This window comes from Pseudomonas sp. Fl4BN1, assembly GCF_009908285.1.
Classification (GTDB): Bacteria; Pseudomonadota; Gammaproteobacteria; order Pseudomonadales; family Pseudomonadaceae; genus Aquipseudomonas.
Genome location: NZ_JAAARM010000028.1, coordinates 21,816 through 45,980, shown reverse-complemented (window position 1 = coordinate 45,980; position 24,165 = coordinate 21,816). Strand labels below are relative to the sequence as shown.

Here is a 24,165-nt window from a genome sequence, read left to right as displayed (position 1 = left end):
GGAATTCCGATCATGGATTTCAAACAACTGCGCAGCTTCGTCGAGGTGATCCGCCAGGGCGGCTTCACCCAGGCGGCCAAAACCCTGCACATCAGCCAGTCGGCAGTCAGCAAACAGATCGCCCAGCTGGAACAGAGCCTCGGCACGCCCCTGCTGGAACGCCAGGGCTCGCACATCCACCTCACTGCCACCGGCAGCGTGGTGCTGCAACGGGCCGAGGGCATGCTGCGCCTGCGCAACGAACTGCTCAGCGAACTGGATGACTTGAGCCAATTGGCCCGGGGTGAGCTACGCCTGGGCCTGCCGCTGCTGGGCAGTGACGCGCTGTTCGCCAGCCGCTTTGCCGAATACCGACGACGCTATCCGAACATCCAGGTGCAATTGCTCGAAGGCGGTAGCCTGAATATCGAGCAGGCGGTACGTAGTGGCGAACTGGAACTGGGGGGCAGCCTGACCCCCAAGGACCCGGCGTTTGCCTATCAGCCTTTCTGTGATGAACCGCTGGATGCCTTGCTGCCCGCCGATCATCCCCTGGCGATGAACGCCCAGGTGCGCCTGGAGGAACTGGCGGATACGCCCTTCCTCTTGTATCAACGCAGTTTTGTGCTCAATGACCGTCTGCTCCAGGCCTGCCAGCAGGCGGGCTTTACCCCCAAGGAAAGCGGACGCAGCGGTCAGGCGGACTTTCTCGCGGCACTGGTGGCCGCCGGCCAGGGCGTGGTGTTGCTGCCCAGTGTGGTGGCCCGCGGCCTGGTGCGGCCGGGGGTGGTGCGCCTGACGCTGAAGGCGCCGGATTACCTGCGCTGGGACATCGCCTTCATCTGGCGCCAGGGCGCCTATCTGTCCAAGGCAGCGCAAGCCTGGCTGGCGCTGCTACGGGAGCAGCCGGTCAGCCCCGCAGGGCGCTGATCAGCTCGGCCAGCCAAGGCTCGGCGTCGGTTTCCGGGGTCACGCTTTCGCTGGCGTCCAGGCGCAGCATCGGCAGCACTTCCTGCACCCCCAGCTCGGCGAACAGTTCACGCAGCTGCTCGCCACCGCCGCAGAAGGTATCGCCGTAACTGGAATCCCCAAGACCGATCACCGCCCCCGGCAAACCGCGCCAGGCGGCCGGCAATTGATCGCGAATGGTCGAATACAAAGGCAGCAGGTTATCCGGAAGCTCGCCCATGCCGGTGGTCGAGGTCACCGCCAGCAGCGCCTGCGGAGCAAAGTCCTGGACGTCGACCAGGGTTGCCCGCGGGTTGTGCCAGGCCTCGAAACCTGCGGCGTTGAGGAGCTTGGCGGCGTGCCGGGCGACTTCTTCAGCCGTGCCGTATACCGAGCCGGAAAGGATGGCGACTTTCATCAATCTGTTCCTGAAGCTGACTAAAAGACTGGGATATTAACAGCTACGGAGTAAAATCCCGTTTCTGCTGCTGCGGGCCCTGAAAAGCGCCGGTGGACAGCGTGCCAACATGCCTTAGAATCCAGCACTTGCTGATCGATAGCGGAACTTCAGGATGATCAACGCTCATCTGCTGCAACGGATGATCAACGCCTCCAACGACGGGATTGTGGTCGCCGAACAGGAAGGCGAAGACAACATCGTGATTTACGTCAACCCGGCTTTCGAGCGACTGACCGGCTACAGCGCCGACGACGTGCTATACCAGGACTGCCGCTTCCTGCAGTCCGGGGACCGTGACCAGCCGGGGCTGGAAAGAATTCGCCTGGCCCTGAGCCAAGGCCAGCCGTGCCGTGAAGTGCTGCGCAACTACCGCAAGGATGGCAGCCACTTCTGGAACGAGCTGTCGATCACCCCGGTGTTCAACGACAGTGATCAACTGACCTATTTCATTGGTGTGCAAAAAGACGTCAGCATCCAGATCAAGGCCCAGCAACGTCTGCTCCAGATCGAACAACAGCTGGCCGACGTGCAGGCCGAACTGGCCGCTCTCAAGGCGACCAACGGCTCTAACAAGTCACAGGTTTAATGGTCTGTAGGGATACTCCCCGCCGATTTGTCTTCCCACCCCTCGAGCAACATCATGCAGCGTGACACCCTCCTCACTCAGGATGAACTGGACTTCATCCAGACCATGCAGCACAACCCGCAGCTCAATGTGCGCGATGCCACATCGAGCCTGCTGGTCAATGGCGGCTCGCAGATCCGTGATCTGTTGACCCGGCTGGCGGCCAGCGAGAAGGTCACGCTCCAGGCGCATTTCGACAATCAGCAGATGACGTTCCCGCTGCAGCTGGTGGAAGATGAGTTCCATGCCCTGCATCTGCGCCTGGGGGTGCCGAGCATCTTCGAGGACGGGCCCATGGTCCGGCCCTGGCGCCTGGCGCTGGAGGAACCAGTGGCGCTGGAGAACGTCAAGGGCCAGCCCGGGCGCCTGTGGGTACGTGAAGTATCGTTCAAAGGGGTGTTGCTGGAGATCCGCAACCGTACCCGGCCACCGAAGCAGTTCGGCCTCTGGTTCAGCCCTTCGGGGTATGAGCGGATTGCCCTGCATGGGCGCTTCGAACGTCAGACCGAAGCGGGTTTCTACGCCTATCGCCTGGATCAGAGTGATGAGGAGGAAACCGAGCGCCTGCGCCAGTTCATCCTCCAGCAGCACCGCCACACGCACCCCGCCTTGCACACTTGAAGCCACGTTCCAGTGGCTTCAAGTATCCAGGCCACCGCTGAGAAACTGCCGCAGGCGTTGCTGCATCAAACGCCCCTCGTTACCCAGGCAGGCCACCGGCGAACCGACAAGACTGTCCTGAGCCAAATCCGCCGCACTGCCGGCGAGCATCAACGGACAATCCAGGGTTAGCGCCAGACGCTTGAGACGCTTGGGCAACTCAGCCGTCGGGGCGTGATTGGAAAACACCACGAGGGCGACCGGCTTGAGCTTTTCACAGACCAGGGTCAGCTCATCCAGCGGCGCTCCCGGCCCCAGCAGGCGCACACCGAGTTGGTCATGCCCGAGCATCAGCGCCGTCACCAGCAACTCCAGCTCGCGACACTGCTGGTTGAGCGCCGTCAGCAGTAACTGCCGGCTCTGGGTGGTCCGCTGCAACAACAGCCGCTGGGTGATCCGCGCCCTTAGAAAACTGTCCAGGAACAACCATTCGCTGGTCTGGCCAAAGGTGTTCTGATCCTGCAGCAGTTGCCTCCAGAACGGCAGGAAGATGTCCTGGAACACCACAGGCAAGGCATAGCTGGAAAATATCTGCCCGTAGAGGCGCTCCAGTTGCTGCTCATCGAAAGCGCTCACCGCCAGTTTCAACTGATCACGCCACTGGCCGTATTCACCTTGCAGGCCATCATCCACCGGGGCCCTGACCTGAGCCTGGGCGGCCCGGCTCTTGGCCATGATCTTGCCGACCTTGCTCACCGCCACACCGCGTTCGATCCAGCCGAGGATCTCTCGCACTGCCTCAACATCGTGCATGGAGTACAGGCGATGCCCGCTTTCGGTGCGTGTCGGCTGAATCAGACCATAGCGTCGTTCCCAGGCCCGCAGGGTCACTGGGTTGATACCGGTCAGGCGCGCCACCTCACGGATCGGAAACAACTCATCCTGACGGGCGGGGTCAGGGGCCTGAGCGACAGGGGCAAGTTCAGTAATGACGGGCATCTGGGGAGAAAACACCGAGAAACAAAGTGGCGACCATTCTACTCCCCCCAGGTGCCGATGCTTCAAGCGCGAGAAAAACCGACCGCTGTCATTGGTACGCACGCGCCAATCAGGAATAATCCTTGCTTGCATCAGACGCGGCGCCACTACCCCGGTGCCACGTCAAGCGACGGTCTTACCCAGGCCGCGCATTGGTTTTACGGAGATACATAATGTCTACCTCACCCGTCACCCTGATGGTTGCCCGGCGCGTTGCCGACGGCCGTTACCAGGACCTGATCGCCTGGCTGCGCGAAGGCGAACAACTGGCCACCGACTTTCCCGGCTACCTGGGTTCTGGTGTCCTTGCGCCACCGCCCGACGATGACGAATTCCAGATCATCTTCCGCTTCGCCGACGAACACACCCTGCACACCTGGGAACACTCCGCCTCGCGTACCGCCTGGCTGGCCCGGGGCAGCGACCTGTTTGCCCACCCTTCGGAACACCGGGTCAGTGGCATCGACGGCTGGTTCGGTGCCGCCGGACAGCGGCCACCGCGCTGGAAGCAGGCCGTGGCCATCTGGCTGGCATTCTTCCCGGTGTCGCTGCTATTCAACTTCGTCCTCGGCCCTTTGCTCAGCGACCTGAGCCTGCTGCCCAGGGTGTTCGTCAGCACCTTGGCGCTGACCCCACTGATGGTCTATCTCTTCATTCCACTGTCCACCCGGCTGCTGGCCAACTGGCTGAACAACACCCCGGCTCGCCCGCTACCCGCGGCGCCCTCGACGCAGAATCGGTGATTCTCCGGCAAGCCGGCTCCGGCACACCCCGTGCAGGAACTGACTTGCCAGCGAAGCCCTGACCAGCAGGCACAGGGCCTCACCCACTGGTATAGTTTTGCTCTATCCGCGACGCGAGCACTCCATGAACACCTCTACCGCCCCGATCCTGATCACGGGTGCCAGCCAGCGTGTCGGCCTGCACTGCGCCCTGCGCCTGCTGGAAGACGGGCAGTCGGTGATCGTCACCTACCGCAGCGAACGCCCCGGCCTGCAAACCCTGCGTGACAAAGGCGCGACGCTGCTGTTCGCCGACCTCTCCAGCGAAGGTGCAATCCTGGCCCTGATCAACGAGGTGAAAAACCACACCGACTGTTTGCGGGCCATCGTCCACAACGCCTCGGAGTGGCTGGAGGAAAGCCCCGACCAGGAAAGCGCCGCCTTCACCCGGATGTTCAGCGTGCACATGCTCGCGCCCTACCTGATCAACCTGCACTGCGCCGAACTGCTGCAACGTTCGAGCCCGGCAGACATCATCCACATCAGCGACGACGTGACCCGCAAAGGCAGCAGCAAGCACATCGCCTACTGCGCCAGCAAAGCCGGGCTGGACAGCCTGACCTTGTCCTTCGCGGCGAAATACGCCCCGACAATCAAGGTCAACGGCATCGCTCCGGCCCTGCTATTGTTCAACCCCGACGACGACGCGGCATACCGCGCCAAGGCCCTGGCCAAATCCGCGCTGGGCATCGAACCCGGCAGCGAAGTGATCTACCAGAGCCTGCGCTATCTGCTGGACAACCCCTATGTCACCGGCACCACCCTGACCGTTAACGGCGGGCGGCACCTCAAGTAAGCCGCCCCCCGCGAGGACCCTGCATGAGCCTTTCCCTGCCCCAGCACTACCGCGAGATCCTCAAGGGCCTCGGCGAAGACCCCGAGCGCGAAGGTTTGCTCGACACGCCCAAGCGCGCGGCCAAGGCCATGCAGTACCTGTGTCATGGCTACAGCCAATCGGTGGAGGACATCGTCAACGGTGCACTGTTCGCCTCCGACAGCGATGAAATGGTGATCGTCGCCGACATCGAGCTGTATTCCCTGTGCGAACATCACCTGCTGCCCTTCATCGGCAAGGCCCATGTGGCTTATATTCCTACCGGCAAGGTGCTCGGGCTGTCGAAGATCGCGCGGATTGTCGATATGTTCGCCAGACGCCTGCAGATCCAGGAAAATCTCACCCGGGAAATCGCCGACGCGGTACAGGCCGTAACCCAGGCCGCAGGCGTCGCGGTGGTGATCGAGGCCAAGCACATGTGCATGATGATGCGCGGCGTCGAGAAACAGAATTCCACCATGCATACCTCGGTGATGCTCGGCGCCTTTCGCGAGTCGAGCACCACACGCCAGGAATTCCTGCAATTGATTGGACGGAGCAAGTAGCAATGCCACAACTTCAGCCAGGAATGGCTCGCATCCGAGTCAAGGACCTGCTCCTGCGGACCTACATCGGAATCAACGAGGAAGAGATCCTCAACAAGCAGGATGTGCTGATCAACCTGACCATCCTGTATGCCGCCCAGGATGCGGTGCGCGACAATGACATAGATCACGCGCTGAACTACCGCACCATTACCAAGGCGATCATCGCCCACGTCGAAGGCAACCGCTTCGCCCTGCTGGAGCGCCTGACCCAGGAGCTGCTGGACCTGGTGATGAGCAACGCTTCGGTGCAATACGCCGAAGTCGAAGTCGATAAACCCCACGCCCTGCGCTTTGCCGAATCGGTGTCGATCACCCTAGCGGCCAGCCGGGATAAAGCATAAAGAACAGCCAAAAAAACAGCCAGCAACACACTTCAAGCGCATCTTTTTACGGCTTGCAGCTGGCCGCTGTCTCGGAGAGACCCCATGACCGAACAACAACGCCTGGAACTCGAAGCCGCAGCCTTTCGCCGCCTGGTGGCACATCTGGACAGCCGCAAGGACGTGCAGAACATCGACCTGATGAACCTTGCCGGGTTCTGCCGTAACTGCCTGTCCAAGTGGTACAAGGCCGAGGCCGATGAGCGTCAGATCGAAGTCAGCCTCGATGACGCCCGTGAAGTGGTGTACGGCATGCCCTACGCCGAATGGAAAAATCTCTACCAGAAAGAAGCCAGCGCCGAGCAGCAAGCGGCGTTCGCCAAAGGAAAGCCTCATGATTAGGCGCTTGCTAAGTGTTAACTACAGGCTCGCTTTACAAACAAGGAGTTAAATAGCCTCAGACGCTATGGCTTACGCCTCTGACTCTGAGTCCTTTCGATAGGATTTTCGATTCATCAGAGTAGGGGCGAGTTGCGCGTGTCATGTTGGGTACTGGGCTGAAAAGCCCGACGACGCAGGACGGGCCTTTCTACGCTAAGTAATGTCGAAAGTCGTTGTCGTTTCGACTGACAGAACGCTCGCCGTGGGTTGATCGGAGCTTCCCTAGTTTGAAACATATCAATGATGCTGATTCAAAAGAGAAAGCATATTCATTACGTGATAGTGATTTTTAGGCATGTATGGCGGGTAGTCATCAGACTTCTTGTCTGATACGTCGCAAGCATTGCCAAACATGTCAACTTTTTTTCGTCCACCTGAGGTGCCGCAAACAAAATATATGCCTTCGAAGTTATTGGGTGGCATATCGATTTGATGACCAATAATTCTCCACTCGCCAGAGATTTTTTTGTCGAACAAACTATACGAATCCAACACTAAAGGAAAAGTGGCTTTGCTTGAGATAAATGGAAATATGTCGTGCAAGCATGGCCTGGGCGAAAAGCAATCAAATATTTCTGCGGAGTGACCGATGCTTACCTTCGATATGATTCGACCAAATCCAAATTTATCATTTGATATTTGAAAGCAAAATATATCACCTGGCTTAATGAATCTAAGCATTGTTCGTTTCTTACTATCCCAACCCCAATGTTTAAAATTGCTCAGCAACATCCTCTTACCCCTGCTTTTGAAATACCTTTTTTGCTATCGCAAGCGTCTTTAAACGCAGCGACTCTTGGCTCAGTTCGCCATCATCAAATAAAGCGTGCTTATCTCCTCGGTTTATTGGCGACACTTCCTTGCCAATAGATCCTGCTCTGGCCTTGAACTTATCCATAGAAATCTATTCACAACCTCTAGCCTGGCCATATTTGATACTTCCACCTAAGTGGATTAAGCCAGTACTGCCACCTAGCCGACCAGTTTCTAAGTGCTCCCCAGTTCTTCTAGGTGCTGGGCCTCCGAAATAAGTTTCTAACCTGAGCCATGCTTCTATGGTCAGTCGCATAGACCTCATCCTCGAGCAATATCGTACCTTCAGCGTTGCAGTTGATGGCTTGTCCAATGTGCTGGTAGCCGCGTCTGGCTGGCCAGTTCCTCGGCGCTAGGTAAAAATATTCCATTAGATGCTTTATCACCATGAAACCCCTCCCCACCGCAGGGTCGTAGTACCGGAACGTGTTGTAGTACAGCCCGGTTTCGCGGTCGTGGTATTGCCCCTTGAACCGCAGGTTCTGTTCCACCACGTTCGGTGACAATGCCTCCAAACCGCCCCACGCTTTGTAGTACGCACGCGACACCACGTGGCCGTCGGCGTCGGTCATTTCTTGGGGGGGGGCCGATCTGGTCAGTGTGGAAGTAGTAGTGGCGGGCTTCCTGTTCCGGTTGTTTTGGGGTCGCTGTCAATACGGGCCATCGGAGCGTAGCTGCCGGGTTCGTAGAGGTACAGGCTGTGTAATCGCGGCTGCTGTTCCTGTAGCAGGCGCAATCCTTGCCAGGTTTGCGCTCTGATCAGGCGGTTTTCACTGTCGTAGTGAAAGCGTTGCATGCCCCCGGCAACACTATTTTTTCACTGAGATTGCCCCAGGTGTCGTAGCTGAAGCGCAGGTCCTTGAAGGCCACGAGGCGATTGTCGCTCTCAAATTGCCAGCGACCGCTGCCACTGAGGTTGCCTGCGGGATCGTAGGAGAAGTCTTCCGTCTGCAACTACGAGTGATCGGGTTGACGACTGCGCAGTTGGCCACTGGCGTCATACGTGAAGTTAGTCACCCCGCGCTGTTTGCCCGTCACGCGCTGCACTTCGTCGCTCGGACTGTAGTGGTAGCGACGGTGCAGGGGGCTGTGGGTGGTATTTGTGTCCGGTTTTTTCTTGGAGCTAGCTGAGTTGCTTGTGGGGCAGTTGGATCGTCTATATCGCAGATTAATCTGCCTGCCCACCCAAAATATCTGAAATTACTGCTGGATAATCCAGTTCTCAAACTCAGCAGCTTCTGAAGGAGAATTGGTTTCCATTATCCAATGAGCTTGGGTCTCTGGCTCGATACTGTCTGTAACAGAGAAGACAAAAATCACTCCTTCTAACTCTGTCTTTCGTAATTCCTTAAGGGCGTCCACGCATGTGCTAAAAATAGCATTGCGATATTGTTTGAAGTCAACCCCATCTGAGGCTGACTCGGAAAAACGCATCATGTCATTGGAGATGTCGTCAAAGAACTCTCCGCCGAAACACTCATGACTCCACTCACTGGGATTCCACTTGAAACAAAATGGATCCTCAGGATACTCAGACCGCATCTTCGCAAGATGAGTTTTGCAGTTGAACGATGGAGACAGGGAAGTCGCATCTGAGTCCGTGTACAATGCAAAACCGCAAATTTCAGATTCCGGTATTTCTTTTTTAATCTTAATTACTGCCTTGTGGGCGGAATTTACAATTCTGGTGCGTAATTCATTTTTATCAAAGACAGGCATGGTGCTACTCCTTACGGTAATAAATTAACTGTCTCATCAGCAAAGTGTTGACCCATTTTTCGTAGCGCAGATACAACGTCAGCCGAACTCCCAGCCCCACCAGCATCAGCTTTGGCTAATGCCTCATAAACTCGCCTGGCATTTGGTGTGGTATGGCTTCTGTTTGGTGCCCGAATGAAATTTTATTTTCCCTTAAACCAGTCAATGTCATCGTGCTCTAAAATCTCTTTGCTTTTAGCAATGTAGCCTTTCATCGCTGGGCCTGTGCCTTCTTTGAAGGCAATATGATGGGCATGAGATCTATACATTCCTAGTGGCGGTTCTCCACCTCCATTTTTCCGAAGGTGTTTTCCCCACTTGAAGTTGTCACTGCACAACCCCAGCGGATCGATCCAGGTTGTTGAGTTAACTGCATATTGATATAGGTTGCTCCCACCATACAACCCAATCGGGTCCTGAGTGGTAAACCTCCCCACCGTCGGATCGTAGTACCGGAACGTGTTGTACTACAGTCCCGTTTTACGGTCGTGGTACTGCCCCTGGAAACGCAGGTTCTGCTCCACCACATTCGGTGACAATACCTCCAAACCGCCCCAGGCCTTGTAGTACGCGCGCCAGACCACGTGGTCGTCGCGTCGGTCATTTCTTCGAGGGTACCGATCTGGTCGGTGTGGAAGTAGTAGTACCGAGCGCCCTGTTCCGAGTGTTCGGGGTTGTTGTCGACGCGGGCCAGTGGGGCGTAGCTGCCGGGTTGGTAAATGTAGAGGCTGCGGCGGTCGGCGTGTTGTTCCTGGAGCAGGAGCAGGCCTTGCCAGAGGAAGCGGGTGTGGTGACCTGTTTGCCGATGCGTCGACGAAGGCCATCGACCCGCACTTCTTCTTGCAGGCGGTCGCTGGCGTCGTAGCTGAAGCGGTAGGCCGCCTGGTTTTAGTTGATCAGCGCCACCAGCTGTTGGGTCTTGTCGTACTGGCAATGCACCTGCTGACCGCGGGCGTCCTTGCGCTTGCTCGGTAAACCGCGAGCGGTGCGCGACAGGTAGACGGTGTGGTCGTCTGAGCAACTGGCCGAGGGCGTTGTAGGTGTCGTGGCTGCCGTCGGGGTGTTCGATGCGCAGCAGTTCGCCGTCGGGCTTGCGGGTCAGGCGGGTGGTGCGTTCCAGGGCATCCTTGATGCTGACCAGATGCAAGCGTTCGTCGTAAGCGTACTGGCTGCGGTTGCCGGTGCAGTCCTGGTATTGTTCGAGCTGGCCGAGGTACACCTGAGGCTGGGAGCTGAATGATCACCATTTTCTTACCCGCCTCAGGGCGAGATTTTACTGGTCGGTCCTGTAGTGAGCGCTTACACATCTCAATAAAAAAACCGGCACTCAGTGCCGATCTGTACTTTTTTGCTTTGGATGGCTGCCCGATTCTTGGAGTCAGTACAAGTCCAAGTACGTCATCATCGATTAGTCCCTAGGCTAAGATACTCAAAACGCTAGCCGATAGTTTTTTGGGCTTCTAAAAAAATCCCATTAATTTCTTTAGCGTATTTTTTTGTGCTTGGTATTTTAGAAGATTTTATATATTCAACAAGCCTTTCCGGATGATTTAGGATCAAGAAGTACTCAATCAAATGGCCGATTGGGAAGTTTATTTGTGGCGCTTCATTAACTATATTTTCACCCCCTCCATCAGGCTCAATATATGCTTTGTACTTGTTTACAGCATAGCTTATGGTCTTGCGCCTATGATTGCTCATTAGCCATTCCATGTCATCTAAAGAGACGGAAGATCTCTCTAGCGAGGTGGTTATGACTTCGATAATTATACTGTGTATGGCCGTTTCCCTATCAATGCTTACAGGCATCTCTTTATCTAGATCATTCATGTAGCTCGTATAAAAATCGGACTTCATGAAGTTTAGCAAGGCCATGTCAGTATCCTTTGTAGTTTCCAACACCTTGTACTATCTCTATTAGCTTTGAGCCTGGGTATCTAAACGGGACATTTTCAGCATGCTTCCATGGGGTCACTTTCCCCAGATTGTATGGAATATCTACGTTACGCCCTGTGCGCTGCGGCCAATGACGATGATTTAACTCTAGCGAGACATTTCTCGCTCTCACTGTCTGCATTCTAAAATGAAATTCTTTTACTCTTGCTCTTGGCGCTAATCCTGAACGCATTCGTAACATATTGGTTGTTGAGTACATACCTTTTGAAGCAGCTTTTGCTTCCGCCTTCCAATAACTACGCCTTACTGAATTCCAGCACTTGAGGCCTAGTGGGTCGACCCATACCAGCGGATTAAGCCCATATTGATAAAGATTCTCCCCACCCATCAACCCAATCGGATCCTGCGTGCTAAACCTCCCCACCGTCGGATCGTAGTACCGGAACGTGTTGTAGTACAGTCCCGTTTTACGGTCGTGGTACTGCCCCTGGAAACGCAGGTTCTGCTCCACCACATTCGGTGACAATACCTCCAGCCCACCCCACTCCTTGTTGTAATAGGCGCGCCATTCCACTTGCCCCTCGGTATTGGTCATTTCCTGCGGCGTACCGATCTGGTCGGTGTGGAAGTAGTAGTAACTGGCTTCCTGCTCGGGCAGTTCGGGGTTGCTGTCAATACGGGCCACCGGAGCGTAGCTGCCGGGTTCGTAGAGGTACAAGCTGTGTAATTGCGGCTGCTGTTCCTGTAGCAGGCGCAATCCTTGCCAGAGGAATCGAGTCTCCTGGGCTTGGTCGTTTTGCGTGACGTGTTTGCCAATACGCCGACCAAGGACATCGTAGTGGTAACGGGCCTCGCTGCTCAGGGTTGTACCCTGCCAGGTTTGCGCGCTGATCAGACGGTTCCACTGTCGTAGTGAAAGCGTTGCATGCCCCCGGCTGCACTGTTTTTTTCGCTGAGGTTGCCCCTGGTGTCGTAACTGAAACGCAGCTCTTTGAAGGCCAGGATGCGGTTGTCCGGGCGGTTGTCGAACTGCCATTTGCCGCTGCCGCTGAGGTTGCCTTGGAGGCTCTCCTTGCTTACATAAATGAGGGTCGCCAATGGGCAAAATCACCCGGCGGGTGCTCTCACCGCACCCAGGAACCATGCCATGAGTGACTTAAGCTGTATGGGGTGGGGCTTTCAGGGCTGTTCTTCGAGGATTTGGCCATTTTACTCATCAGGAACCGGCGGAAAGTGCGCATAAAAGGCAAAAAGCCACGACCCGATCAAATCTCAAATCCGTGCGAAAAATTAAGAACGGTCAATCTCTCCCTACCAAACCTGCTTCGCAAGAGCGGTCAGTGAATCGAAATGCCCTTAAAAAAAGGTAAAAAAGTTACTATCTCTAAGTGCTTGAATAATTTTGTGAATATCACATGTAACTGTTAAGAAGGCCCCGTAACCCATGACTGATCTGAACACCCTGCGCGCCAGCCTGAAAAGTGGCGAACACGTCTTTGCCGATACCCTGGCCTTTATCGCCGCTGGTTACGATTACCAGCCCCAGGCGTTCAACAACGGGGGCGTGGAAAACGCTGCCGGGCAAAACGAAGGTTCGTGCCAGACCCTGGGCCTGGCCCTGCTGGAAGGCCTGAGCGACGAAGAGGCGCTGCTGGCCTTCGGCGAGCACTATCGCTCGGTGCTGGCCACCCCTGAAGGCACTGACCACGGCAACATCCGCGCGCTGATCGCCCACGGCCTCGCCGGGGTGACATTCGCCGCCCAGCCGCTGACCCGACGCTGATCGCGACTGGACGTTGTAGGAGCTGGCTTGCCAGCGAAGGCGTCAGCATAGGCGGCGCAAGGCTTGAGGGCCTCTTCGCCGGCAAGCCGGCTCCTACAGTGCAACACCCATAAAAAAACCGGCTTGCGCCGGTTTTTTATTGCCTGGGAATCAGTGTGCAGCGTTCTGCAGACCGTCCAGGTAACGCTCGGTGTCCAGTGCCGCCATGCAGCCGGCGCCGGCCGAGGTGATGGCCTGACGGTAAATGTGGTCGGCCACGTCACCGGCGGCAAAGATGCCCTCGACGCTGGTGGCAGTGGCGTTGCCGTCACGGCCGCCCTGCACCACCAGGTAACCGTCCTTGAGGGTCAACTGGCCTTCGAACAGCGAAGTGTTCGGGGTGTGGCCGATGGCTATGAACACGCCGTCGACTTTCAGCTCGTCGAAGCTGCCGTCGTTGTTCTTCAGGCGGGCACCGGTCACGCCCATGTTGTCGCCCAGGACTTCGTCCAGGTTGGCATTGAGCTTGAGGATGATCTTGCCTTCGGCCACGCGGGCATTGAGCTTGTCGATCAGGATCTTCTCGGCGCGGAAGGTTTCGCGACGGTGAATCAGGGTCACGGTGCTGGCGATGTTGGCCAGGTACAGGGCCTCTTCAACAGCAGTGTTACCGCCACCAACTACCGCCACTGGCTTGTTGCGATAGAAGAAGCCGTCGCAGGTCGCACAGGCCGATACGCCCTTGCCCATGAATGCTTCTTCCGAAGGCAGGCCCAGGTAACGGGCGCTGGCGCCGGTGGCGATGATCAGTGCGTCACAGGTGTAGGTCGCGCTGTCGCCGGTCAGGGTGTAAGGCTTGGCGGCGAAGTCCACGGCATTGATGTGATCGAAGACGATTTCGGTTTCGAAACGCTCGGCGTGTTCACGCATCCGCTCCATCAGCGCCGGACCGGTCAGGCCGTGCACGTCACCGGGCCAGTTGTCGACTTCGGTGGTGGTGGTCAGCTGGCCGCCGGCCTGCATGCCGGTGATCAGCAGCGGCTTCAGGTTGGCACGAGCGGCATACACCGCAGCGCTGTAACCGGCAGGGCCGGAACCGAGAATAATCACACGCGAATGACGTACATCAGACATGACTCACTCCTATCGACCGGCCCGGGTGACCTGGCGCGGAACGCCGGATTGCCGGCTGCAATAAAAAAGGACGGCGAAACCTTGGGGAAGGCTTGAACTCGCCCGTCCAAAAAATAATGGGTGAAGCGTATAGAGGGGGCGAAGATTAAGGAAATACGGTTTAACAATCCAGCTCATAGGCGGTCTCTATCCTCAGAAGGCCTATTTGAAAGGGTCTTTGTTACCGTTGATGTCGACCTGTTCGCCGTGCTTTCGCCCCCAGAGCAAAGCCGGTAAGGTCGGCGCGTTTTCCTTCTGCTCGGAGCGCTCTATGCCCGCCCCCGTCCTATCCGGCCCGCAATACCTGCGTGAAGGCCTGAAGCTGATCCTCAGTCCCGGCCTGCGCCTGTTCGTGCTCTTGCCCCTGGTCATCAACCTGGTGCTGTTCGTCGGATTGATCTATTTCGCCAGCCACCAGTTCAGTCTCTGGGTCGACGCCCTGATGCCGTCCCTGCCGGACTGGCTGAGTTTCCTCAGCTACATCCTCTGGCCGCTGTTCGTGATACTGGTCGGGTTGATGGTGTTTTTCACCTTCACCATGCTGGCCAATATCATCGCCGCACCGTTCAACGGGTTTCTATCGGAAAAAGTCGAAACCGTGGTCCGTGGCACCGATGATTTCCCGCCCTTCAGCTGGGGCGAACTGATTGCCATGATTCCGCGCACCCTGGCCCGGGAAATGCGCAAGCTCGGCTACTTCCTGCCCCGGGCCATTGGCCTGTTCATCCTGTCGCTGATCCCGATGGTCAACCTGGTGGCCGCACCGCTGTGGTTGCTGTTCGGGGTCTGGATGATGGCCATCCAGTACATCGACTACCCGGCTGACAACCACAAGATGAGCTGGCAGGACATGCTCGCCTGGCTGCGGCAGAAGCGCTGGCAGAGCCTGGGCTTTGGCGGCATCGTCTACCTGGCGCTGATGGTTCCGTTCGTCAACATCCTGATGATGCCGGCGGCCGTGGCTGGCGCGACGCTGTTCTGGGTGCGTGAGCGCGGAGTGGAAAACCTGCCGCGCCAGTAAGGCCGGAGCGTCATAAATCCATCACCCGACCGTCACAATGACGACATGGCCTCGGTCGACACTGAGGTCATGACGACAGCTCTGCATATCACCCTGATCACCGAAACCTACCCACCGGAAATCAATGGCGTGGCCAATACCCTTGGCCGCCTCTGCGATGGCCTGCGCGCCCGTGGGCATCAGGTAGAGCTGGTACGCCCGCGCCAGGGCTGTGATCAGAGCCGTATCAGCGACGAGGCTCTGCTGCTCTGCCGGGGCTGGCCGCTGCCGGGCTACCCCGGGCTGCAATGGGGCCAGTCGTCGATGCACAAACTGTTGCGGCGCTGGAAGCGCCAGCGCCCGGACGTGCTCTACATCGCCACCGAGGGGCCGCTGGGGCTGTCCGCACTGCGAGCGGCAAAGCGTCTGGGGATCTCGGTGGTCAGTGGTTTCCACACCAACTTCCAGCAGTACTCCAGCCAATACGGCCTGGGTTTGCTGACCCGCTTGCTGACCCACTACCTGCGCTGGTTCCACAACCGCTCGAAAGTGACCCTGGTGCCCAGCGCCAGCCAACGCCTGGAGCTGGAGCGCCGCCATTTCGAGCGCCTGGCCCTATTGTCCCGAGGCGTCGACAGCCAGTTGTTCCACCCGGCCAAGCGGCCCAACGAATTGCGCGCCAGCTGGGGCCTGGGCAATGAGGACCTGGCGGTGATTCATGTTGGACGCCTGGCGCCGGAGAAGAACCTTGGCCTGCTCAAGCGCTGCTTCGAGCAGCTCCAGGCCACTTATCCACAGCGCCGGATGAAGCTGATCGTGGTGGGTGACGGTCCGCAACGTGCAGCCCTGGAAAAAAGCCTGCCCGATGCCTTGTTCTGCGGCAGTCAGCGGGGCGAAGCCCTAGCGGCCCACTATGCCGCGGGGGATGTATTCGTATTTCCCAGCCTGACTGAAACCTTCGGCAACGTGGTGCTCGAAGCCTTGGCTTCTGGACTGGCGGTGGTGGCCTACGACCAGGCGGCGGCGGCTCAACATATCCGCCATGGCTACAACGGCGTGCTGGCGATGCCTGGAGATGAACGGGCTTTTTGCGACGCCGCCAGCTGGTTGCTGGAAGAAGCGGAAACCTTGCGCCGGGTACGCCTCAACGCTCGGCAACACGCCAGCCGTCAGGGCTGGGCCGCAGTGATCGAGCAGTTTGAAGATCAATTACGCAGCGCTTGCCAGCACTCGACCGCAGTGGATTACGAAGGACTCATCGAAGCGACGGTCGAACCACGGACCCGCGTGGAGACGCACGGCGCGGCGCGAGGGTTGCCCCCGTCACCGCCCGGTGCCGGGAGTTAAACCAGGCTCATCAGCGCTTCACGGCTGAATGGCAGGATGTCCTGCTCACGACCTTCACGGACCTTCTGCGCCCAGTCCGGATCAACCAGCAATGCACGGCCCACCGCCACCAGGTCGAACTCGTCATTGTTCAGACGCTGCAACAGGTTTTCCAGGCTGGCCGGCTGTGCCACCTTGTCGGTGTTGACCATGAACTGCAGGAACTCGCCGTCCAGGCCGACGCTGCCCACGGTGATGGTGGGCTTGCCGGTAAGCTTGCGGGTCCAGCCCGCCAGGTTAAGGTCGGAGCCTTCGAACTCCGGTTCCCAGAAACGTCGGGTCGAACAGTGGAAGATGTCCACACCAGCGTCCGCCAGCGGCTTGAGGAATGCCTCCAGCGCCTCCGGGGTCTGCACCAGCCGGGCGCTGTAGTCCTGCTGCTTCCACTGGGAAAAACGCAGGATGATCGGAAAACCCGGGCCAACGGCGGCACGTACGGCCTGGATCAGCTCGATGGCGAAACGCGAACGCTGGGCCAGGTCGCCGCCATATTCGTCAGTGCGCTGGTTGCTGCCTTCCCAGAAAAACTGGTCCACCAGATAACCGTGGGCGCCATGAATCTCCACGCCATCCATACCGATGCTCTGGGCATCCTTGGCGGCCTGGGCGAACGCCGCGATCACCTCCTGGATGTCCTGGTGGGTCATGCCATGCACCACCACTTGCCCGTCCTTGAGTTTCTCGCTCGGGCCATAGCCTGGCACGCTGGCATCTGGCTCGGTGCCCAGGCGCCGTACGTTGCCGACATGCCATAACTGCGGAACGATCTTGCCGCCCTCGGCATGTACCGCATCCACCACTTTCTTCCAGCCGGCCAGGGCCGCTTCGCCAAAGAACTGCGGCACATTGGGGTAACCATTGGCCGCCTTGTGCCCGACGGTGGTGCCTTCGGTGATGATCAGGCCGACACCTGCGGCAGCACGGCGACGGTAGTACTCGATAACCTTGGAGTTGGGCACGCCACCCGGGGAGAACGAACGGGTCATCGGCGCCATCACTACGCGGCTCGGCAGCTCCAGCGCGCCGAGTTGAAAAGGTTTGAACAAGGCTTGAACAGACATGCTGCACTCCGAGGGAAAGGGCTTGAAACGATGATCGAGGCACGGGACGGCGCCGCAAATCAGTCCCGGCGCGCCGATGATGGGGATAATATTCGCCCCCCATTGGACTGCACAGCATTATTGATTTAAGTGATTTAGATGCAAAAACGCCGCATCAGAGCGGCGTGAATCAGGCGGAAAAACACGCCGGGCCGTCGCGCCCGGCTAGCTGGCTCAGCTCAGGGCCTTTTCGATGGCCTGGACCACGGAAGGATCATCCGGCGCGGTGCGTGGCGAGAAACGCGCCAATACCCGACCGTCCTTGCCCAGCAGGAATTTTTCGAAATTCCAGGTGATGTCCCCAGGAAACTCGGCACCTTCGCCCGCCAGCAAGCGGTACAACTGATGACGCTCGGGACCGTTCACATCGAGCTTGCTGCTCAATGGAAAGCTCACTCCGTAGTTGAGGCTGCAGAACTCCTGGATCTCCTGCTCGCTCCCCGGCTCCTGCCCGGCGAATTGGTTGCAGGGCAGGCCCAGCACGCTGAAACCCTGGCCCTTGTATTGCTGATAGAGATTTTCCAACGCCGCATATTGTGGTGTCAGACCACATTTGGAGGCGACGTTGACCACCAGCACGACGTGCCCCTTGAAGGGCGCGAGCGGCAGCTCCTGACCATCCAGGGCTTTCAATTTAAGGTCGTGAAAAGCACTCATGACGAACTCCAAATTCCTGTGTTCTTACAGAAAACAGCCTCTCGACAGTACAGCCAAAAGCCGCGGACTAAAAAGGCGCCCTCGGGCGCCTCTCCTGCAAGCTTGAGCTTAGCGTAGAAATCAGTGCTGATGACCACCTTCGCCATGGACGTGACCATGAGCGACTTCTTCCTGGCTGGCGTCACGGATGGCAACGATCTTGACCTGGAAATTCAGGCGCTGGCCGGCCAGTGGGTGGTTGCCGTCGACGGTTACGTCGTCGCCGTCCAGATCACGGATGGTCACGATCTGCATCTGGCCGTCCGGAGCGGAGGCGTGGAACTGCATGCCCACTTCCAGCTCGTCAACGCCTTCGAACATGCTGCGGCTCAGGGTGCTGACCAGTTCGGCAGCGTATTCACCGTAGGCATCTTCAGGTTCTACGGAAACGTTCAGCTCGTCACCGACTTGCTTGCCTTCCAGGGCCTTTTCCAGACCAGGAATGATGTTACCTGCACCTTGCAGGTAAACCAGCGGGGCGCCGCCGGCAGAGCTGTCGATGACCTCACCAGCGTCGTTGGTGAGGGTATAGTCGATGGAGACAGCCTTATTGGCGGCGATCAGCATGGGGTGGGACCTTTTGCATAAGAATGAAGAACGTCCAAGTTTAGCGAAGCAATCGCTCGAAAGCGAACAGAACCCAGACAAACGGAACGTGAAAAAACACTCGACAATCCGCGGTTTTCATCAGGATGAAGAGGGTCATTGGGTGGCCGAACTGTCCTGTGGCCATACTCAGCACCTGCGCCACCTGCCACCCTGGCAATCCCGGGCCTGGGTCCTGGACCCGCAACAGCGGGCGGAAAAAATAGGCCAGCCCTTTGCCTGCGGCTGGTGTGCTCAAGACGCGGGAAACGATAACCTTAGCGTCTGACTATCAGGCAGACGGCTGCAGACCGTCGCCTTTGCCATGCACCTTCTGAGAATTCGCATGCAAACTTTTTTTATCGCACCCACCGATTTTGGTGTGGGTCTGACCTCCATCAGCCTCGGGCTGGTGCGTACCCTGGAACGGGCCGGCCTCAAGGTCGGTTTCTTCAAGCCCATTGCCCAGCCTCACCCAGGCGATACCGGCCCCGAGCGCTCCACCGAACTGGTGGCCCGCACCCACGGTCTGAAACCGCCACAACCCTTGGGCCTGGCCCATGTCGAGCGGATGCTCGGCGACGGCCAGCTGGATGAGTTGCTGGAAGAAATCATCACCCTTTATCAGCAGGCGGCCATCGGCAAGGATGTGCTGATCGTCGAAGGCATGGTGCCGACCCGCAGCGCCAGCTACGCCGCCCGGGTCAACCTGCACCTGGCGAAAAGCCTGGACGCCGAGGTGATCCTGGTCTCCGCGCCGGAAAACGAAGTGCTCACCGAGCTGTCCGGGCGGGTCGAGTTGCAGGCCCAACTGTTCGGCGGCCCACGGGACCCCAAAGTCCTGGGGGTGATCCTCAACAAGGTGCGCACCGATGAAAGCATGGAGGCGTTTTCCGCTCGTTTGAAGGAGCACTCGCCCCTGCTGCGCAGCGGCGACTTCCGTCTGCTGGGCTGCATTCCCTTCCAGCCGGAACTGAACGCCCCGCGCACTCGCGACGTAGCCGACCTGATGGGCGCCCAGGTGCTCAACGCCGGCGACTACGAAAGCCGACGCATGACCAAGATCATCATTTGCGCCCGCACCATGCGCAACACCGTGGAACTGCTCAAGCCCGGCGTGCTGGTGGTGACCCCGGGCGACCGCGACGACATCATCCTCGCGGTGAGCCTGGCGGCGATCAATGGCGTGCCCCTTGCCGGCCTGCTGCTGACCAGCGATACCCTGCCCGACCCACGGATCATGGAACTCTGCCGTGGCGCCTTGAATGCCGGCCTGCCGGTGCTCTCGGTGAGCAGCGGCTCCTACGACACCGCCAACCAGCTCAACGGCCTGAACAAGGAAATCCCTATCGACGACCGCGAGCGCGCGGAGATCATCACCGACTTCGTCGCCAGCCACCTGGACGCCAACTGGCTGCACCAGCGTTGCGGCACGCCACGGGAAATGCGCCTGTCGCCGGCGGTATTCCGCTACCAGTTGATCCAGCGGGCCCAGGAAGCCAACAAACGCATCGTCCTGCCCGAAGGCAGCGAACCCTTGACCGTGCAGGCCGCCGCCATTTGTCAGGCCCGCGGGATTGCCCGTTGCGTGCTGCTGGCCAAACCGGAAGACGTCCACGCCGTGGCGCGGGCCCAGGGCATCGAACTGCCCGAAGGCCTGGAGATTCTCGACCCGGACCTGATCCGCGAGCGTTACGTGGAGCCGATGGTGGCCCTGCGCAAGAGCAAAAGCCTCAACGCGCCCATGGCCGAGCAGCAACTGGAAGACCCGGTGGTAATCGGCACCGTGATGCTGGCCCTGGATGAAGTCGATGGCCTGGTTTCCGGGGTCATCCATTCCACCGCCAACACCATCCGCCCGGCCCTGCAGTTGATCAAGACGGCACCGGGCTGCACCCTGGTGTCCTCGGTGTTCTTCATGCTGTTCCCCGAGCAGGTGCTGATCTATGGCGACTGCGTGATGAACCCGCACCCCAGCGCCAGTGAGCTGGCAGAGATCGCCCTGCAGAGCGCCGACTCGGCAGCGGCCTTCGGCATCACCCCACGGGTGGCGATGATCAGCTACTCCAGCGGCGATTCGGCCAGCGGCGAAGAAGTGGAAAAGGTCCGCGAAGCGACCCTGCTGGCCCATGAAGCCCAACATTCGTTGCTGATCGACGGCCCGCTGCAATATGACGCCGCGGCCAACGAGAATGTGGCCCGGCAACTGGCCCCCAACAGTCTGGTAGCGGGCAAGGCCACGGTCTTCGTGTTCCCCGACCTGAACACCGGCAACACCACCCACAAGGCGGTGCAACGCAGCGCCGATTGCGTGAGCCTGGGGCCGATGCTGCAAGGCCTGCGCAAACCCGTGAACGACCTGCCCCGCGGCGCCCAGGTGGATGACATCGTCTACACCATCGCGCTGACCGCGATTCAAGCCGCCAACCGACCTATGGATCTCTAAATGCTGGAATTTCTACCTGCTGTCGTACGCGGCTTCATCGCCTCGCTCCTCCTGGCACTGAACACCATCCTGCTGTGCTCGTTCCTGTTCTGCGTGGCGATCTTCAAGGCCCTGCCCTTCGCCCTCACCCAGCGCTTCACCCACTGGCTGATGAACCACACCCACGAGGCCTGGATCAGCAACAACAAAGCCTGGATGAACCTGGTGTGCCGCACCCGCTGGCACCTCAAAGGCCTGGAGGGCCTGGACTACCAGCACTCCTATCTGGTCACCAGTAACCACCAGAGCTGGGTCGACATCATGGTCCTGCAGTACGTGCTCAACCGGCGCATTCGCCCGCTGAAGTTCTTCCTCAAGCAGGAGCTGATCTGGGTTCCAGTGATCGGCCTCGCCTGGTGGGCCCTGGGCTTTCCCTTCATGAAGCGCTACTCCAAGGCCTACCTAGAAAAGCACCCGGAGAAGAAGGGCAAGGACCTGGAAACCACCCGCAAGACCTGCGCGAAGTTTCGCGACAATCCGGTGGGCATCTTCAACTTCGTCGAGGGCACGCGCTTCACCGAAGCCAAGCATGCCCAGCAGCAGTCGCCGTTCCGCTATCTGCTCAAGCCCAAGGCCGGCGGCATTGCCTTTGTCCTGGATGCCATGGGCGAGCAATTGCAATCGATCATTGATGTGACCATCCATTACCCCGCTGGCCGGCCCGGTTACTGGGACCTGTTGTGCGGCAAGGTCAAGGATGTGGTGGTGCGTTTTGAAGAGGTGCGGATTCCGGCGCAGTTCATCGGCAAGAACTACGAGCAGGACACCGAGTACCGCCAGGAATTCCAGGGCTGGATCAACCAGCAGTGGTTGGACAAGGATGCGCTGCTGGAAGTGCTGCATCGGGAGTATCCGGCCAAACCCTGAGGGCCTCTTCGCTGGCAAGCCAGCTCCTACACAGAGGTCCGTAGGAGCCGGCTTGCCAGCGAACGCTTCTGACACGCACAAAAAAGCCCGCAGCCGATCACTCGACTGCGGGCTTTTTGCTACGGCTTAAATCGCGCCGCGGCTACGCAACAGGTCCAGCACCTGCTTGACGCTCTCTTCCAACGACAGCGACTGGGTGTCGATCAGCAGATCGGCATTCAGCGGCACGTCGTACGGGAAGGATTCGCCCGGGATATTATCCCCGCCAGCAGCGTACAGGCCTTGCGGATCACGCTCGGCGCACACCGCAGGCGATGCCTGGACATAAACCGTCAGCAGACGCTCCTTGCCAATCAGGTCCTTGGCCTGCTCGCGCCCTTCGGCACTCGGGGCCACGAACGCCGCCAAGGTCAGCAGACCCGCTTCGTTGAACTGACGGGCCACGTGGGCCGCACGCCGCCAGTTCTCGGTACGCCCGGCACGGTCCTGTGGCAAGCCCTTGTTCAGGTCATGCCGCAGGTTCTGGCCATCGAGCACATACACCGCACGCCCCATGTCGAACAGCTTGCGCTCCACCGCGTAGGCCAGGGTGCTCTTGCCCGCGCCCGACAGGCCGCTGAACAGCACGGTTGCCGGTTGCTGGCCGAAGCGCTGGGCACGCTCTTCGGTGGCTACATGAGCCAGCTTGCCGTGGTGCGTGGCGCTGCCATGGGCCACCGGCTGGGCAATGATCATGCCCGCACCGACGGTGCCATTGGTCAGGCGATCGATAACGATGAATGCACCGGTGGTGCGGTTGCTTTCATAGCCATCCAGGGCGATAGGCGCGTCGAGGCTGATCTTGACCTTGCCGATCTCGTTCAGTTGCAGAGCGCTGGCCGCCCCCTCTTCCAGGGTATTCACATCAATCTTGTGGACGATGCTGGCAACCGAGCCCGGCACGTAGCTGGTGGCGCGCTTGATGTCGTATTTCTTGCCCGGCAGCATCGGCTCTTCGGCCATCCATACCAGCATGGCTTCAAAGCTGTCGGTCACCGGCGGTACGTTATCGGCATGTACCAGCAGGTCACCGCGGGAGATGTCGATTTCATCTTCCATGGTCAGGGTCACGGCCTGGCCCGGACCGGCCTGCTCCAACTCACCTTCGAAAGTGACGATGGATTTGACCCGGCTGCTCTTGCCCGAGGGCAATACCACGACTTCGTCGCCCTTGTGCACGATGCCACTGGCCAGGGTGCCGGCAAAACCACGGAAGTTCAGGTTCGGACGGTTGACGTACTGCACCGGGAAACGCAGGTCGGTGAAGTTGCGGTCACCGGCGACTTCCACGGTCTCGAGGATCTCCATCAGCGACTGACCGCTGTACCACGGCGAACGCTCGCTCTTGTTCACCACGTTGTCGCCCTTGAGGGCCGACATCGGCACGAAGTGCATGCTCGTAGGCTGCATCTTCAAGCCTTTGGCGAACTTCAGGTAATCAGCCTTGATCGACTCGAATACGCCCTGGTCGAAGTCCTTGAGGTCCATCTTGTTGATGGCCACGACGATGTGCTTGATCCCCAGCAGGGAGGCGATGAAGCTGTGGCGACGGGTCTGGGTCTGCACGCCGTAGCGGGCGTCCACCAGGATGATCGCCAGGTCACAGGTGGACGCACCGGTGGCCATGTTGCGGGTGTACTGCTCATGGCCGGGGGTGTCGGCAATGATGAATTTGCGCTTGGCGGTGGAGAAGTAGCGGTAGGCGACATCGATGGTGATGCCCTGCTCGCGCTCGGCCTGCAGGCCATCCACCAGCAGCGCCAGGTCGATGTCGTCACCGGTGGTGCCGACCTTCTTCGAATCCCGGGTGATGGCTTCCAGATGGTCTTCGTAGATCATCTTCGAGTCGTGCAGCAGGCGCCCGATCAGGGTGCTCTTGCCGTCGTCGACGTTACCGCAGGTGAGGAAGCGCAGCAGCTCTTTGCGTTCGTGCTGGCCCAGGTACGCGAGGATGTCCTCGCTGATCAAATCAGATTGATGCGACATGACA

At 58.9% G+C, this 24,165-nt stretch carries 30 protein-coding genes and 1 pseudogene; 15 read left to right on the top strand and 16 right to left on the bottom strand.

What is annotated here, in order from left to right:
• Positions 1–12 precede the first annotated feature (12 nt).
• The gene (locus GV818_RS25250) at positions 13–909 is read left to right on the top strand and encodes a LysR family transcriptional regulator (protein WP_161777827.1); all 897 of its coding nucleotides are present in this window, start codon (positions 13–15) and stop codon (positions 907–909) included.
• On the opposite strand, the gene GV818_RS25245 is transcribed toward GV818_RS25250, so the two are convergent.
• On the bottom strand, positions 890–1,345 hold the full coding sequence (locus GV818_RS25245; RefSeq protein WP_161777826.1) for a flavodoxin: 456 nt from the start codon (positions 1,343–1,345) through the stop codon (positions 890–892). The genes GV818_RS25250 and GV818_RS25245 overlap by 20 nt on opposite strands.
• Before the next feature lie 154 nt (positions 1,346–1,499).
• On the opposite strand from GV818_RS25245, the gene GV818_RS25240 reads away from it, so the two are divergent.
• A complete protein-coding gene (locus tag GV818_RS25240; protein WP_161755520.1) occupies positions 1,500–1,973 on the top strand; it encodes a PAS domain-containing protein in 474 nt (157 codons plus the stop codon).
• A 54-nt stretch (positions 1,974–2,027) separates the two neighbouring features.
• Positions 2,028–2,633 (top strand): hypothetical protein, encoded by a 606-nt coding sequence (locus tag GV818_RS25235; protein ID WP_161777825.1) that lies wholly within the window; start codon positions 2,028–2,030, stop codon positions 2,631–2,633.
• Positions 2,634–2,651: 18 nt separating this feature from the next.
• On the opposite strand, the gene GV818_RS25230 is transcribed toward GV818_RS25235, so the two are convergent.
• On the bottom strand, positions 2,652–3,611 hold the full coding sequence (locus tag GV818_RS25230; protein ID WP_161777824.1) for a MerR family transcriptional regulator: 960 nt from the start codon (positions 3,609–3,611) through the stop codon (positions 2,652–2,654).
• 212 nt (positions 3,612–3,823) lie between these two features.
• Here GV818_RS25230 and GV818_RS25225 point away from each other — a divergent pair, with 212 nt between their 5' ends.
• The 5 genes from GV818_RS25225 to GV818_RS25205 all read left to right on the top strand — a co-directional run bounded on the left by GV818_RS25225 (position 3,824) and on the right by GV818_RS25205 (position 6,576).
• A complete protein-coding gene (locus GV818_RS25225) occupies positions 3,824–4,393 on the top strand; it encodes an antibiotic biosynthesis monooxygenase (protein WP_161755526.1) in 570 nt (189 codons plus the stop codon).
• 124 nt (positions 4,394–4,517) lie between these two features.
• Entirely contained in the window at positions 4,518–5,228 is a 711-nt protein-coding gene (folM, locus tag GV818_RS25220; protein ID WP_161777823.1) for a dihydromonapterin reductase, read from the top strand.
• 23 nt (positions 5,229–5,251) lie between these two features.
• On the top strand, positions 5,252–5,812 hold the full coding sequence (folE, locus tag GV818_RS25215) for a GTP cyclohydrolase I FolE (RefSeq protein ID WP_161777822.1): 561 nt from the start codon (positions 5,252–5,254) through the stop codon (positions 5,810–5,812).
• A gap of 2 nt (positions 5,813–5,814) precedes the next feature.
• Positions 5,815–6,195 carry a dihydroneopterin triphosphate 2'-epimerase gene (folX, locus tag GV818_RS25210; protein ID WP_161755532.1) on the top strand — a complete coding sequence of 127 codons (381 nt, stop codon included), beginning with the start codon at positions 5,815–5,817 and terminating at the stop codon, positions 6,193–6,195.
• An 84-nt stretch (positions 6,196–6,279) separates the two neighbouring features.
• Positions 6,280–6,576 (top strand): DUF1244 domain-containing protein, encoded by a 297-nt coding sequence (locus tag GV818_RS25205; RefSeq protein WP_007929830.1) that lies wholly within the window; start codon positions 6,280–6,282, stop codon positions 6,574–6,576.
• Between the two features lie 276 nt (positions 6,577–6,852).
• On the opposite strand, the gene GV818_RS25200 is transcribed toward GV818_RS25205, so the two are convergent.
• The 6 genes and pseudogenes from GV818_RS25200 to GV818_RS35340 form a co-directional block, all read right to left on the bottom strand.
• Complete coding sequence (locus tag GV818_RS25200) at positions 6,853–7,347, bottom strand: Imm26 family immunity protein (RefSeq protein ID WP_178125108.1); 495 nt, start codon at positions 7,345–7,347, stop codon at positions 6,853–6,855.
• Positions 7,348–7,351: 4 nt separating this feature from the next.
• Entirely contained in the window at positions 7,352–7,513 is a 162-nt protein-coding gene (locus tag GV818_RS25195) for a hypothetical protein (protein WP_161720958.1), read from the bottom strand.
• A 109-nt stretch (positions 7,514–7,622) separates the two neighbouring features.
• Positions 7,623–8,000 carry an RHS repeat domain-containing protein gene (locus GV818_RS25190; RefSeq protein ID WP_256679534.1) on the bottom strand — a complete coding sequence of 126 codons (378 nt, stop codon included), beginning with the start codon at positions 7,998–8,000 and terminating at the stop codon, positions 7,623–7,625.
• Positions 8,001–8,187: 187 nt separating this feature from the next.
• Positions 8,188–8,382 (bottom strand): hypothetical protein, encoded by a 195-nt coding sequence (locus tag GV818_RS34165; RefSeq protein ID WP_178125106.1) that lies wholly within the window; start codon positions 8,380–8,382, stop codon positions 8,188–8,190.
• Positions 8,383–8,628: 246 nt separating this feature from the next.
• The gene (locus tag GV818_RS25185) at positions 8,629–9,147 is read right to left on the bottom strand and encodes a DUF4303 domain-containing protein (protein ID WP_161777821.1); all 519 of its coding nucleotides are present in this window, start codon (positions 9,145–9,147) and stop codon (positions 8,629–8,631) included.
• A gap of 371 nt (positions 9,148–9,518) precedes the next feature.
• A pseudogene (locus GV818_RS35340) lies at positions 9,519–9,976 on the bottom strand (RHS repeat-associated core domain-containing protein); the annotation flags it as partial.
• 213 nt (positions 9,977–10,189) lie between these two features.
• On the opposite strand from GV818_RS35340, the gene GV818_RS35125 reads away from it, so the two are divergent.
• Positions 10,190–10,426 (top strand): hypothetical protein, encoded by a 237-nt coding sequence (locus GV818_RS35125; protein ID WP_372242122.1) that lies wholly within the window; start codon positions 10,190–10,192, stop codon positions 10,424–10,426.
• Positions 10,427–10,623: 197 nt separating this feature from the next.
• Here the strand turns inward: GV818_RS35125 and GV818_RS34160 are convergent, their stop codons facing one another.
• The 3 genes from GV818_RS34160 to GV818_RS34570 all read right to left on the bottom strand — a co-directional run bounded on the left by GV818_RS34160 (position 10,624) and on the right by GV818_RS34570 (position 12,180).
• Positions 10,624–11,061: a hypothetical protein gene (locus GV818_RS34160; protein WP_178125107.1), complete on the bottom strand. Its 438-nt coding sequence runs from the start codon at positions 11,059–11,061 to the stop codon at positions 10,624–10,626.
• A gap of 1 nt (position 11,062) precedes the next feature.
• Complete coding sequence (locus GV818_RS34575; protein ID WP_256679533.1) at positions 11,063–11,800, bottom strand: RHS repeat domain-containing protein; 738 nt, start codon at positions 11,798–11,800, stop codon at positions 11,063–11,065.
• A 173-nt stretch (positions 11,801–11,973) separates the two neighbouring features.
• Positions 11,974–12,180 (bottom strand): hypothetical protein, encoded by a 207-nt coding sequence (locus GV818_RS34570; protein WP_256679532.1) that lies wholly within the window; start codon positions 12,178–12,180, stop codon positions 11,974–11,976.
• Between the two features lie 346 nt (positions 12,181–12,526).
• Between GV818_RS34570 and GV818_RS25165 the strand changes: the two genes are divergently transcribed.
• Positions 12,527–12,865, top strand: coding sequence for a HopJ type III effector protein (locus GV818_RS25165; RefSeq protein ID WP_161755538.1), 339 nt, complete (start codon positions 12,527–12,529; stop codon positions 12,863–12,865).
• A gap of 150 nt (positions 12,866–13,015) precedes the next feature.
• On the opposite strand, the gene trxB is transcribed toward GV818_RS25165, so the two are convergent.
• Positions 13,016–13,978, bottom strand: a complete 963-nt coding sequence (gene trxB / locus GV818_RS25160; protein ID WP_161755540.1) for a thioredoxin-disulfide reductase — start codon at positions 13,976–13,978, stop codon at positions 13,016–13,018.
• A 310-nt stretch (positions 13,979–14,288) separates the two neighbouring features.
• On the opposite strand from trxB, the gene cysZ reads away from it, so the two are divergent.
• Complete coding sequence (cysZ, locus tag GV818_RS25155) at positions 14,289–15,038, top strand: sulfate transporter CysZ (protein WP_161755542.1); 750 nt, start codon at positions 14,289–14,291, stop codon at positions 15,036–15,038.
• 45 nt (positions 15,039–15,083) lie between these two features.
• Positions 15,084–16,364 (top strand): glycosyltransferase family 4 protein, encoded by a 1,281-nt coding sequence (locus tag GV818_RS25150; RefSeq protein ID WP_161755544.1) that lies wholly within the window; start codon positions 15,084–15,086, stop codon positions 16,362–16,364.
• Here GV818_RS25150 and GV818_RS25145 read toward each other — a convergent pair.
• The 3 genes from GV818_RS25145 to GV818_RS25135 form a co-directional block, all read right to left on the bottom strand.
• Entirely contained in the window at positions 16,361–17,464 is a 1,104-nt protein-coding gene (locus GV818_RS25145; protein WP_161755545.1) for an NADH:flavin oxidoreductase, read from the bottom strand. The two genes, GV818_RS25150 and GV818_RS25145, sit on opposite strands and share 4 nt — an antisense overlap.
• A gap of 213 nt (positions 17,465–17,677) precedes the next feature.
• Positions 17,678–18,160, bottom strand: a complete 483-nt coding sequence (locus tag GV818_RS25140) for a glutathione peroxidase (RefSeq protein WP_161755546.1) — start codon at positions 18,158–18,160, stop codon at positions 17,678–17,680.
• Between the two features lie 120 nt (positions 18,161–18,280).
• Complete coding sequence (locus GV818_RS25135; RefSeq protein WP_161755547.1) at positions 18,281–18,766, bottom strand: FKBP-type peptidyl-prolyl cis-trans isomerase; 486 nt, start codon at positions 18,764–18,766, stop codon at positions 18,281–18,283.
• On the opposite strand from GV818_RS25135, the gene GV818_RS25130 reads away from it, so the two are divergent.
• Genes GV818_RS25130 through GV818_RS25120 form a run of 3 tightly spaced genes read left to right on the top strand, consistent with a single transcriptional unit; the run spans position 18,735 to position 22,136 of the window.
• Entirely contained in the window at positions 18,735–19,073 is a 339-nt protein-coding gene (locus tag GV818_RS25130) for a DUF3565 domain-containing protein (RefSeq protein WP_161755549.1), read from the top strand. The genes GV818_RS25135 and GV818_RS25130 overlap by 32 nt on opposite strands.
• Before the next feature lie 57 nt (positions 19,074–19,130).
• On the top strand, positions 19,131–21,230 hold the full coding sequence (gene pta / locus GV818_RS25125; protein ID WP_161755551.1) for a phosphate acetyltransferase: 2,100 nt from the start codon (positions 19,131–19,133) through the stop codon (positions 21,228–21,230).
• Positions 21,231–22,136, top strand: a complete 906-nt coding sequence (locus tag GV818_RS25120; RefSeq protein ID WP_161777819.1) for an acyltransferase — start codon at positions 21,231–21,233, stop codon at positions 22,134–22,136.
• 126 nt (positions 22,137–22,262) lie between these two features.
• On the opposite strand, the gene cysN is transcribed toward GV818_RS25120, so the two are convergent.
• Complete coding sequence (cysN, locus tag GV818_RS25115) at positions 22,263–24,161, bottom strand: sulfate adenylyltransferase subunit CysN (protein WP_161755556.1); 1,899 nt, start codon at positions 24,159–24,161, stop codon at positions 22,263–22,265.
• Positions 24,162–24,165 lie beyond the last annotated feature (4 nt).

Bases quoted from the DNA above. Each gene is read 5' to 3' on its own strand.
- GV818_RS25140 (WP_161755546.1), bottom strand. From the start codon at position 18,160: ATGAGTGCTTTTCACGACCTTAAATTGAAAGCCCTGGATGGTCAGGAG.
- cysZ (WP_161755542.1), top strand. From the start codon at position 14,289: ATGCCCGCCCCCGTCCTATCCGGCCCGCAATACCTGCGTGAAGGCCTG.
- folM (WP_161777823.1), top strand. From the start codon at position 4,518: ATGAACACCTCTACCGCCCCGATCCTGATCACGGGTGCCAGCCAGCGT.
- GV818_RS25120 (WP_161777819.1), top strand. From the start codon at position 21,231: ATGCTGGAATTTCTACCTGCTGTCGTACGCGGCTTCATCGCCTCGCTC.
- GV818_RS25245 (WP_161777826.1), bottom strand. From the start codon at position 1,345: ATGAAAGTCGCCATCCTTTCCGGCTCGGTATACGGCACGGCTGAAGAA.
- trxB (WP_161755540.1), bottom strand. From the start codon at position 13,978: ATGTCTGATGTACGTCATTCGCGTGTGATTATTCTCGGTTCCGGCCCT.
- GV818_RS25165 (WP_161755538.1), top strand. From the start codon at position 12,527: ATGACTGATCTGAACACCCTGCGCGCCAGCCTGAAAAGTGGCGAACAC.
- GV818_RS25205 (WP_007929830.1), top strand. From the start codon at position 6,280: ATGACCGAACAACAACGCCTGGAACTCGAAGCCGCAGCCTTTCGCCGC.
- GV818_RS25135 (WP_161755547.1), bottom strand. From the start codon at position 18,766: ATGCTGATCGCCGCCAATAAGGCTGTCTCCATCGACTATACCCTCACC.
- GV818_RS25235 (WP_161777825.1), top strand. From the start codon at position 2,028: ATGCAGCGTGACACCCTCCTCACTCAGGATGAACTGGACTTCATCCAG.
- GV818_RS25145 (WP_161755545.1), bottom strand. From the start codon at position 17,464: ATGTCTGTTCAAGCCTTGTTCAAACCTTTTCAACTCGGCGCGCTGGAG.
- GV818_RS25150 (WP_161755544.1), top strand. From the start codon at position 15,084: ATGGCCTCGGTCGACACTGAGGTCATGACGACAGCTCTGCATATCACC.
- pta (WP_161755551.1), top strand. From the start codon at position 19,131: ATGCAAACTTTTTTTATCGCACCCACCGATTTTGGTGTGGGTCTGACC.
- GV818_RS25185 (WP_161777821.1), bottom strand. From the start codon at position 9,147: ATGCCTGTCTTTGATAAAAATGAATTACGCACCAGAATTGTAAATTCC.
- GV818_RS25250 (WP_161777827.1), top strand. From the start codon at position 13: ATGGATTTCAAACAACTGCGCAGCTTCGTCGAGGTGATCCGCCAGGGC.
- GV818_RS25230 (WP_161777824.1), bottom strand. From the start codon at position 3,611: ATGCCCGTCATTACTGAACTTGCCCCTGTCGCTCAGGCCCCTGACCCC.
- GV818_RS25130 (WP_161755549.1), top strand. From the start codon at position 18,735: ATGGAGACAGCCTTATTGGCGGCGATCAGCATGGGGTGGGACCTTTTG.
- folE (WP_161777822.1), top strand. From the start codon at position 5,252: ATGAGCCTTTCCCTGCCCCAGCACTACCGCGAGATCCTCAAGGGCCTC.
- folX (WP_161755532.1), top strand. From the start codon at position 5,815: ATGCCACAACTTCAGCCAGGAATGGCTCGCATCCGAGTCAAGGACCTG.
- GV818_RS25225 (WP_161755526.1), top strand. From the start codon at position 3,824: ATGTCTACCTCACCCGTCACCCTGATGGTTGCCCGGCGCGTTGCCGAC.
- GV818_RS25200 (WP_178125108.1), bottom strand. From the start codon at position 7,347: ATGTTGCTGAGCAATTTTAAACATTGGGGTTGGGATAGTAAGAAACGA.
- GV818_RS25240 (WP_161755520.1), top strand. From the start codon at position 1,500: ATGATCAACGCTCATCTGCTGCAACGGATGATCAACGCCTCCAACGAC.
- GV818_RS34160 (WP_178125107.1), bottom strand. From the start codon at position 11,061: ATGGCCTTGCTAAACTTCATGAAGTCCGATTTTTATACGAGCTACATG.
- GV818_RS25190 (WP_256679534.1), bottom strand. From the start codon at position 8,000: ATGACCGACGCCGACGGCCACGTGGTGTCGCGTGCGTACTACAAAGCG.
- GV818_RS25195 (WP_161720958.1), bottom strand. From the start codon at position 7,513: ATGGATAAGTTCAAGGCCAGAGCAGGATCTATTGGCAAGGAAGTGTCG.
- cysN (WP_161755556.1), bottom strand. From the start codon at position 24,161: ATGTCGCATCAATCTGATTTGATCAGCGAGGACATCCTCGCGTACCTG.